This is a genomic window from Actinophytocola sp., from assembly GCF_036002505.1.
Lineage (GTDB): Bacteria > Actinomycetota > Actinomycetes > Mycobacteriales > Pseudonocardiaceae > DASYTH01.
In genome coordinates, this window is record NZ_DASYTH010000079.1 from 20888 (window position 1) to 29559 (window position 8672).

At 72.3% G+C, this 8672-nt stretch carries 8 protein-coding genes; 3 read left to right on the forward strand and 5 right to left on the reverse strand.

Translation table 11 applies throughout. The features are described from left to right. Nucleotides 1-22: 22 nt before the first annotated feature. Together VGR06_RS06045 and VGR06_RS06050 are read right to left on the reverse strand one after the other, a co-directional pair. Nucleotides 23-2911: a sacsin N-terminal ATP-binding-like domain-containing protein gene (locus VGR06_RS06045; RefSeq protein WP_327557969.1), complete on the reverse strand. Its 2889-nt coding sequence runs from the start codon at nt 2909-2911 to the stop codon at nt 23-25. Continuing rightward, the gene (locus VGR06_RS06050; protein ID WP_327557960.1) at nt 2908-4038 is read right to left on the reverse strand and encodes a DUF3027 domain-containing protein; all 1131 of its coding nucleotides are present in this window, start codon (nt 4036-4038) and stop codon (nt 2908-2910) included. The genes VGR06_RS06045 and VGR06_RS06050 overlap by 4 nt, the downstream gene beginning before the upstream one ends. Nucleotides 4039-4109: 71 nt before the next feature. On the opposite strand from VGR06_RS06050, the gene VGR06_RS06055 reads away from it, so the two are divergent. From VGR06_RS06055 to VGR06_RS06065, 3 genes are read left to right on the forward strand one after another with little or no spacing between them, the layout of a single operon-like run. Further along, nucleotides 4110-4889: a glutaminyl-peptide cyclotransferase gene (locus VGR06_RS06055; protein ID WP_327557970.1), complete on the forward strand. Its 780-nt coding sequence runs from the start codon at nt 4110-4112 to the stop codon at nt 4887-4889. A 45-nt stretch (nt 4890-4934) separates the two neighbouring features. Continuing rightward, nucleotides 4935-6641: an MFS transporter gene (locus VGR06_RS06060; RefSeq protein ID WP_327557961.1), complete on the forward strand. Its 1707-nt coding sequence runs from the start codon at nt 4935-4937 to the stop codon at nt 6639-6641. Beyond that, entirely contained in the window at nt 6638-7150 is a 513-nt protein-coding gene (locus VGR06_RS06065; RefSeq protein WP_327557962.1) for a DUF2771 family protein, read from the forward strand. The genes VGR06_RS06060 and VGR06_RS06065 overlap by 4 nt, the downstream gene beginning before the upstream one ends. On the opposite strand, the gene VGR06_RS06070 is transcribed toward VGR06_RS06065, so the two are convergent. From VGR06_RS06070 to VGR06_RS06080, 3 genes are all read right to left on the reverse strand, one after another. Continuing rightward, complete coding sequence (locus tag VGR06_RS06070; RefSeq protein WP_327557971.1) at nt 7147-7533, reverse strand: cold-shock protein; 387 nt, start codon at nt 7531-7533, stop codon at nt 7147-7149. The genes VGR06_RS06065 and VGR06_RS06070 overlap by 4 nt on opposite strands. Before the next feature lie 77 nt (nt 7534-7610). Beyond that, entirely contained in the window at nt 7611-8000 is a 390-nt protein-coding gene (locus VGR06_RS06075; protein WP_327557963.1) for a VOC family protein, read from the reverse strand. A gap of 99 nt (nt 8001-8099) precedes the next feature. Then, nucleotides 8100-8672 (reverse strand): AMP-binding enzyme (locus tag VGR06_RS06080; RefSeq protein ID WP_327557964.1); only part of this gene is annotated, 573 nt, incomplete at its 5' end.

The following is an 8672-nucleotide window of genomic DNA, read 5'->3' on the forward strand; positions in this document are numbered from 1 at the left end:
GGCCCCCTTCATCGCACCTTGGTTACCCCAGCTGAGTGCGCGCTTCCGGCTCGTCGATGAGCGCGGCGAAGGTGTGCCGGTCCGGCCAGGTGTCGGTGACCCAGGCCAGCGCCCGGGCCAGCGCGGGCGCGGAGTCCTCAACGTGCACGCCGGCCGCGTCGACCCACCACTGCGCGCCGGGCAGCTCGTCGTGCACGAGCACCCCGCCGGCCGGGACCGGCACACCGAGCAGGTCGCACGCGGCGACCACGGCACCGAGTTCGGCCCAGCTCACGAACTCGCCCGCATTATCCACAATGGACTCTGTGGTGCTGCTGGCGAGCGGCAGGTCGAGCACCTCGGCGAGCGGCGCGGCCAGTAGGAAGTCGTCGCCTGCGGACACCACGCAGCCGTCCTGGAGAACCCCGAGCAGCCACGGCGCGTCGAGCACCACGCAGTCCTCGGCCCGGTGCACCTGCCCGTCGATGGTGCGGACCCATTCCGGCGGCTCCACATCGTCCGGGTCGGTCGCGGCCAGCGCTGCGTGCGCCCGCAGGACCACGCCCGGGCTCACCTCCCGGTCCGGATCCCCAAGCCGGTCAAGGAGATCCTCGGGGTCGGCGGCGTCCAGAGCGCCCAGCACGCCGATCGCGGTGAGCAGCTTCTCGTCGAGGCCGAGGTCCGGCACCGGGTCGTAGAGCCCGGCCAGCTCCGCCGCACCCGGGAGCCGCCACTCACCCGGCGTCGCCCCGGCGAGGAGCGCGTTGCGGCCGAGCCACCAGGCGGTGTGGCCGTGCGGGTGGTGCAGCGCGCGCCAGGTGCCGGGTTCGCCGGCCAGCAGCCGCAGGGCCCGCGGCCAGGCCTCGTCGTCGACCTGGTCGAGGTCGCGGATGGCGAGGACCCGGGTCGGCGGCTCGGCCAACGCGTCCCACCAGTCGGCCTCGCCGGGCAGGTCGTGGTCGGGCCCGGTGGCATCCTCGTCGTCCACGACGGTGAACGAGTCCAGCACGCCGGCCGCGGTGAGCACGCTCGCCGGCCAGGCCTTCGCGGTCTCCTCGGCGAGCACGCCGATCGGCGAGTCCCCGGCCAGCACGTCCAGGAACGCCGAGCCCGGCAGCGCCAACTCGTCCGCCCGGCGCCAGTCCCCGACCTCGTCCGGCAGCGCCAGCGCCCCGAGCCATGGCCGCCCTTCGCCGACCTCGCCGATCAGCCGCAGCACCACGTCGACCAGCCCGGAAACGTCCACACCGGACTCGGCGTCGTCCAGGCTGCGCTCCACCGCGTCCCGCAACGGCTCCGAGTCCAGCAGATCCGCCGGCCCGCCCCGGCGCGCACCCAGCCGCTCCAGCAACGGATGCGCCGCCTCGGGGTGCACGACCCGGAGTCCGTCTACAGTGGACAGCCGGTCGATGTGCTCGTCCACCAGCAACACGCCGCGCGGACCGGGCAGCGTGCGGCCGTCGACCAGCGGCACCGGCAGCCCGCCGAGCTCCGCCCGGACGGTGGCATCCACCTCGGCCACCGGACCCAGCGCCGAGTACAGCCGGTGCCACCATGCCGGCGGCCGGTCGATCCCGGTCACCGCCGCCACCAGCGCACCCGTGCTCATCCGGGAAACTCCCAGCACGGCAAGGGCTTTGGCATGCTCCGGGCCGGCCAGCTCACCGTCGACGACACCAGGCAGCACACCTGCGACCAGGTCGGCCAGCTCCTCCCCCGGCAGGTCGAGCACCGTGGCCCGGGCCGGCGCCAGGTCCGCCCCGTCACCGGCGGCCGGCAACCAGCGCGCCCGCCGCAGCTCGCCGATCACCAGCTCCCGGACCGTGTCGTCCACTTCGGACAGCGGGAAGTCCGCGCGCGGCACCAACGCCGTGCGCCGGCCCGGCTCCAGCCGGGTCACCAGCTCGACATACCCCTGCGCGGCCGCGCTGAAGACAGCCTCCGCCGCCGGCCCCGGCGCCACCCGCCGCCGCGTCGGCTCGATCGGCAACGTGGCGATCAACCGCGCCGGCAACGACATCCGCTCATCGGTCGGCGTCGGCGCATGCAGCACGTCGGCGTCCAGCGGCCGTGGTGATCCGTCCGCCCCGACCGGCACCGCCCAGGTCACCGTCCACTCAGGACGCTGCCGCGCCTCCACCCCAAGCCGTGCGGTCGCCTCCTCCGGCAGCAGTCCACCCTGCCGGCACACCAGCCACGAGGTCGTCCCGGAGGGGCCCCGCAATTCGACCCGGCCCTGGTCCTCGGCGTGCGACCAGACCCCGATCCCGTCGATCTCCACCCGCGCCAGCCCGGTCAGCGACAGCAGCAGGTCCTCGGCCTGGCCGGCGAACCCGGCGAACAGCGCCGCACCATCCACATCGGACCGCAGCGGCAGCCGCACCTCGGTGTCAAAACCCTGCGGCACCGCCGGTTCGTCCGGCCCGACCGGCCAGACGAGTCGCAGCACCGGCACCCGCCCGTCCCGCTCCGCAGCCCGCGCGGCCAGCTCGGGCACTTCCGCGATCACGTCCCGGGTCCGCTCCGCCGAGAACTCCACCCCACCCGACGCCGACACCACCCGCGGCGCGTCGGTGACCGTAAGCACCGCCGCGAACCCGACCCCGAACCGCCCGACCTCGCGCCCGTCCCGCTTCGCCGACGCCCGCAGCGAGGCCAGCGCCGCCACCCCTTCGGCGTCCAGCGGTGCCCCGGTGTTGGCCGCCCGCAACTCCCCATCCACAACGGAAAGCCGCAAAACCCCGGGCACTCCCCCGGCCAGCGCCGCATCCGTCGCGTTCTGGGCGAGCTCTACCAGCAACCGGTCCCGGTAACTGCCCAGGAAAAGGTCCTCCTCGGCGTTCCCATCCTCGCGAAACCGCGTCGGCGAGCCGCGCCACCCCACCAGCACCGACTCCCGCAGCCCCGCGGTCCCGAACGGGTCGCCGCTCACCCCTCCGAAGGCGGCCTCCACCACCACAGCCCCGTCTCCTCGGCCCGCGGCCCGGCCCCTTCACCGCCCGCCGGCTCAGCCTCGGTGGCGCTGGGCTCGGCCCCGGACACCGACCCACGACTTCCGGGCCGCAGATGCTCCGGCCACACGAAGGACCGCGGCGCCGGCTGCTCGACAAGAGCCTCAGGTTCGGCCGGGACTTCCTCCTCGGTCGCGGGCCCGGGCCCGGGCCCGTCAACCACCGTCTCGACTTCGGCTACCGGCTCGACGTCCTCGGGCTCAGGCTGGCCTTCCGGGATTTCGGGTTCCTCGACCTGCGGCTCGACCTCGGTGACGCTCGCCTCGAGCTGATCACCGGTAGCCGATAACTCCGCAGGTGCCGGCTCGGGCGCGGAGGGGCGTTCGACGAGGTCGAGGTCGAGGAGGGCGTTGTCGTCGTAGATGAGGTCGGCGACGAGAACCGGGGAGACCTGCTCCACCTCGGCCTCGGAGTGGGCGCCGCAGCCGTACTCGGCGTGCACCAGGTGCCCGTCGGCGGGGGCGATCTCGTTGCCGCACACACCGAACGCGGCGCGCAGGGAACCGTCGAGCGGCAGGTAGAACCCGCAGGTGCCGCACCGGCCGGGGGCGCCGCGGGCCATGTCGGAGCGCGGCCCGAACTCGCCGTCCTTCCAGCGGGCGGCGGCATCCAGGCGGGCCGGCCGGGACATCACCCGCGCGCGGCCGAGGCCGAGCTCCAGCGCGGCCTCCTCGACCGCGGAGTCGTCGGACTGCACATACCCGGGCACCAGCCGCGGGTCGTCCGGCGCGGTCGGCATCAGGTCGCCGACGCCGAGGTCGCCGGCCTGCACCCGCTCCTGCCACGGCACCCAGTCCGGCGCCACCAGCGCGTCCGGGCCGGGCACCAGGACGACCTCGCTGACCGTCACCGGGGTTTCCGAACCGGCACACGCCACCGTGACGGCCCATCGCCAACCCCGGTAACCGGTGCGGTTGGCCTCGAAGAGGTGGGTGACCGCGCCGCCCTGCTCGACGGTGAACCCGGCGTGCTCGCCGACCTCCTCCTCGCCCGCCTCCTGCTGCGCCGCCGCGTACGCCAGCTCCACCGCATCAGCGAGCTGCCGCATGACGGGATCCGAAACTTCGGGTACGGGCGTGGAGTTCATCACGCACGATTGTGCAACATGGCACCGTGGGTATGACGACCCTGGTGCCGGTAACCGTCTGCGCGGCTCTCCTCGCCGCCTGCGCGAGCGCCGCCACCAGCGACCAAGGCGAAGCGCCGCAACGGATGCGCGCGGAGGTCAAGCAGGAGATACCGCACGACCGCGGCGCGTTCACCGAGGGCCTGGAGCTCGCCGACGGCCGGCTCTACGAGGGCACCGGGCTCGCCGGCCGCTCCACGATCCGCACCGTCGACCCGGCCACCGGGGCGGTTCAGCAGCAGACGGCGCTTCCCGACCTGTTCGGCGAGGGCATCACCGTGGTCGGCCCGACGCTCTGGCAGCTCACCTACACCGAAGGCGTTGCGATCCAACGGGATCGGGCCACCCTCCGGGAGCTGCGCCGGGTCAGCTACCAGGGCCAGGGCTGGGGCCTCTGCCACGACTCCGCGGCCAACCGGCTGGTCATGAGCAACGGCTCCGACCGGCTGACCTTCCGCGACCCGCAGTCCTTCCAGCCGACCGGCGAGCTGCACGTCACCTACGCCGGCCGCCCCCTCGATCAGATCAACGAGCTGGAGTGCGCGGGCGGCGCCGTGTTCGCCAACGTCTGGCAGACCGACACCATCGTGCGCATCGACCTCTCCTCCGGCCGGGTGAGCCAGGACATCAACCTCGAAGGCCTCCTCCCGGCCGCCGAGCGCGCGAAGGTCGACGTGCTCAACGGGATCGCGGCCATCCCCGGCACCGACGAGTTCCTGGTAACCGGGAAGTACTGGCCGAAGATGTTCCGGGTGAGGTTCGTCGTCGCCTGAACGTGGACGGTATCTGTCTGCGCCGGGCCGAGCGGTTACGGCAGGATGGAACCTGTGGGTCGCAAGCGCAGAAGTTGGACGGGGCAGGAGCCGCCGACCCATGCGATCCCGCCGCACGATCAGAACGCGCGGACCGAGCCGGTGCGCCGCAACCCGCCGCACGCGCCGCAGCACCAGTTCCCCACCGAGCGCACGCCGCCCCGGAACTGGCGCGACGTGCCGCCACCGCACCGCGCTGCGCCGCCGCCCCCGCCGCAGCGGCCACCCACCAAGCGCCTCGAGCCGCCCGAGCTGCCGGACGTCGAGACCTACGGCGACGTCGACGCCGCCTACCACCAGGCACCGCCTGCACCGGGTCACCCGCAACCCGGACCGGGTCCCGGCGGCGCGCCGTACTACCCGAAGAAGCTCACCGTCACCCGGGTCGCGGCGCTGCGCAGCCGGCAGCTCACCAGCCAGGCCATGCACGCTTTCCGCCGTGCCACCCGCGCGGACGGCGCCGACAAGTCCGGCCTCACCGCGCTCACCTACGCCACGATGCTCAACTACGCCAGCGACGCCGCCATGGCCGTGGCGCTGGCCAACGTGCTGTTCTTCGCCCCCACCAGCGCCGACTCCAGCAAGGGCAAGGTGGCGCTCTACCTGCTGATCACCGTGGCTCCGTTCGCCCTGATCGCCCCGGTGATCGGGCCCATGCTGGACCGGATCCAGCGCGGGCGGCGGCTGGCCATGTGCGTGTCCGCCGCCGGCCAGGCGCTGATGTGCGTGCTGATGGCGACGAACTTCGACACCTGGCTGCTCTACCCTGGCGCGCTGGGGAAGATGGTGCTGTCCAAGTCGTTCACGGTGCTCAAGGCCGCGATCACCCCCCGCGTCCTGCCCTCCGAGATCACGCTGGCCAAGACGAACGCCCGGCTGACCGTGTTCGGCCTGCTCGCCGGGCTGGTGGCCGGCGCGGTGGCGGCGCTGTTCGCGAAGATCTTCGACTCGCCCGGCGCGCTCTGGCTCACCGTGATCATCTGCCTGGCCGGCGCGGTGCAGGCGATGCGGATCCCGAACTGGGTGGAGGACACCGAGGGCGAGGTGCCGACGTCCATCCTCGCCCGCCCGGACAAGGCGAAGCGACAACCCTTGGGCCGCAACGTGGTCGTCACGCTCGCCGGCAACGCGACGATCCGGGTGCTGACCGGCTTCCTGATGATGTTCGCCGCGTTCGCGGTGCGGGCCCAGCACGAGGGCGCCGCGTTCACCCAGCTCATGCTGCTCGGCCTGATCGCGGGGGCGGCTGGGGTGGGCAGCTTCGCCGGCAACGCGATCGGTGCGCGCATGCACGTCGGGCATCCGGAGACGGTGGTGATCAGCTGCGTGGTCGGCACGCTGTGCGCGACGCTGGTGGCCACGGTGGCGCCTGGCGTCGGCACGGCCGCGCTGGTCGGCCTGGTCGGCGCGACCGCGAGCGCGCTGGCGAAGAACAGCTTGGACGCGGTGATCCAGGACGACGTGCCGGAGGAGTCCCGGGCCTCGGCGTTCGGCCGCTCCGAGACCGCATTGCAGCTGACCTGGGTGTTCGGTGGCGCGATCGGGTTGCTGCTGCCACCGACGTACTGGGTCGGCTTCCTGGTGATCTCGGTGGTGCTGGCGTTCGGGCTGGCGCAGACGATCGTGTCCCGGCAGGGCGCCACGCTCATCCCCGGGCTCGGCGGCAACCGCCCGATCCGGCCCCGCCCGACCCCGCAGGCCGAAGTGCCATGAATGCCCCATTCACTGCGTCTGGTGCACTGAATGCGTCATTCATCGCACTCGCCGCCGCCCTGGTGCTCACCGCCTGCTCCGACCCGCCCCCACCGCCGCTCCCCGAGGTCACATTCTCCGTCGACGGCAACTCCGTGTCCGCCCGCCCCTTCCTGCACTGCGACGTCATGGTCACCAAGTGCGACAAGGACGACAAGGCGCCGGCCACCCTGCGCATCGCCGCCGGCAAGCAGGTCCGCATCACGGTCCCCGGCGAGGTGGCCGAGTCGCCGTGGTCGGTGGCGGTCGAGTACAAGACCGCGGCCGGCGAGCAGAAGGAGCCGCAGACCGTGGCCACCTTCGTGCCCAACGAGAGCCACGACTACACCGTCGCGCTACCGGACGCAGGCGCCCAACTACAGACCGTCGAGGTCAAACAGGCTGGTGCCAAACAGGATCCGGCCGCCGCGGCCGGCGACATCCAGCTGCTGGCGCGCGCGGTGTGGTCGCTGCGGGTCGAGTCCAGCTAGGGGTCGAGCTCCCGGGCCACGCCGCGGACCACCTCGGCGATCATCTTGGTGGTCTTGCGGTCCGGGTAGCGGCCGCGCCGAAGATCCGGCATGACCTTCGCCTCGAGCAGTTTGATCATGTCCTCGACCAGGCCGTGCAGTTCCTCGGCCGGGCGGCGGCGGGCCTCGACGACGGACGGCGGCGGGTCGAGCAGCCGGACGGACAGCGCCTGCGGTCCGCGGCGCCCGTCGGCGACCCCGAACTCGATCCGCTGACCAGCCTTGAGCCCTGGTATGCCCGGAGGCAGGGCGGAGGAGCGGACGTACACGTCCTCGCCACCGTCCTGCGTGACGAACCCGAAGCCCTTCTCCGAGTCGTACCACTTGACCTTGCCGGTCGGCACAGCCCTCACCGTTCCTCAGTCCGCACAACGAACGCGCCCTAGGCGTACCCAGGACGCGTTCTCTTAGCCTATGCCACCTACCCGCCGTTGGTCACCTCATGAATGCACAGGATGTTGCCTTCGGTGTCACAGAACCAGGCGGCCCGCTCGCCGCCCATGGTGGCGATGTGGTCAACGGTCTTGAACTCCGGCAGGTCGTAGTCCTCGAAGCGCACCCCGCGGTTCTCCAGGTCGCGGATCTCCGCCTCGATGTCGGCGACCTCGAAGCTCAGCACGGTGTGCTTGGTCTGCGCACCGGCTTCGGCCGGCAGCAGCCCGATCGCGTCGCCGTTGCCCGCGTCGAAGATCCGGCTGCCGTCCACGCCGGTGGCCCGGTGGTGCAGCCCGAGCTTGGTCTCGTAGAACTCGCTGGCCCGGTCCATGTCGGTGACCGGGAGCATCGTGGTGGTCATCGCTTTGCTCAGCATGCGCACTCCTCGCAGCCGGGCGCCGCCGTCCGTCCAGCGGCGCAGCCCATTGATGCTGCGCCGTCCGTCGCCAGTGGACAATGGGCCGTTGGACCCGGTTCACGCGTGTCGCGTCGCGGCCACGTTCTGTAGTACGAGCAGCTCGACGGCCGCCTGCCGCATCTCCACCTTGCGGATCTTGCCGGTGACCGTCATCGGGAACTCGTCGACCACGTGCACGTAGCGCGGAATCTTGTAGTGCGCGAGTTTCCCCGTGCAGAACGCCTTCAGCGCCTCGGCGGTGAGCGGCTCGGCGCCCTCGCGCAACCGCACCCAGGCCATCAGCTCCTCGCCGTAGCGCTGGTCCGGCACGCCGACCACCTGCGCGTCCAGGATGTCCGGGTGGGTGTAGAGGAACTCCTCGATCTCCCGCGGGTAGATGTTCTCCCCGCCGCGGATCACCATGTCCTTGATCCGCCCGGTGATGTTGAGGTAGCCCTCGTCGTCCATCACCGCGAGATCACCGGTATGCATCCACCGCGCGGCGTCGATGGCCTCGACCGTCTTGTCCGGCTGCTCCCAGTAACCGAGCATGACCGAGTAGCCACGGGTGCAGAACTCCCCGGGCGTGCCGCGGGCCACGGTCAACCCGGTCTCCGGGTCGACGACCTTCACCTCGAGGTGCGGGTGCAC